A 281-nucleotide genomic window follows, 5' to 3' on the forward strand; every position below is an offset into this window, starting at 1 on the left:
CCGCAGCGCACACGCCCAGGCACAGGCCAAGCCCGGGAACCCAGAATCCGACAACACCCTGCCCGGCGCGCTGGGCTTGGCAGCGGACCCGCAGGCGCTCATGGACCAACGCTACCTGTGGGATACGCGCGGCAACCTGCTGCACCGCGAGGACCGCGCGGGAGAGTCCGGGCGCAGCAGCTACGCCTACGACGCACGCAACCGCCTGGTCGCCGGAGTGCAGGCGCAAGGGCAGAAAAACAAGTCAACCGCTACCACTACGACCCCAACGAGCGGCGCGT

At 69.4% G+C, this 281-nt stretch carries 1 protein-coding gene; it reads left to right on the forward strand.

Going from position 1 to position 281, the window contains the following annotated elements; translation table 11 throughout:
* Positions 1-281, forward strand: a 281-nt coding sequence (locus VTU_RS28440; protein ID WP_010107154.1) for an RHS repeat protein, incomplete at both ends; no start/stop codon positions are given.

The sequence above is a fragment of the Verminephrobacter aporrectodeae subsp. tuberculatae At4 genome (assembly GCF_000193225.1).
In the GTDB taxonomy this organism is placed as follows: domain Bacteria; phylum Pseudomonadota; class Gammaproteobacteria; order Burkholderiales; family Burkholderiaceae_C; genus Acidovorax; species Acidovorax aporrectodeae.